General features: G+C 43.1%; 1 tRNA gene. It reads left to right on the forward strand.

What is annotated here, in order from left to right:
* Positions 1-132 precede the first annotated feature (132 nt).
* Positions 133-208 (forward strand) — tRNA-Ala (locus H4J67_RS20175).
* The last annotated feature ends 52 nt before the right edge of the window (positions 209-260 follow it).

A 260-nucleotide genomic window follows, 5' to 3' on the forward strand; every position in this document is an offset into this window, starting at 1 on the left:
GTAACAAGGTAACCCTAGGGGAACCTGGGGTTGGATCACCTCCTTATCTTGAAGTAAAAACAGTTTAATGGAAACTTCGGTTTCACGAGTGTCTACACAAATTACATGATAACAAATTAGAAGAATCCCGATGGGGCTATAGCTCAGCTGGGAGAGCGCCTGCCTTGCACGCAGGAGGTCTGCAGTTCGATCCTGCATAGCTCCACCATCTTATATGAATAATATAAGAGACCATTATGATTCTTCGTATAAAGAAAGAG

The organism is Colwellia sp. BRX10-4 (assembly GCF_014077465.1).
Classification (GTDB): Bacteria; Pseudomonadota; Gammaproteobacteria; order Enterobacterales; family Alteromonadaceae; genus Colwellia_A.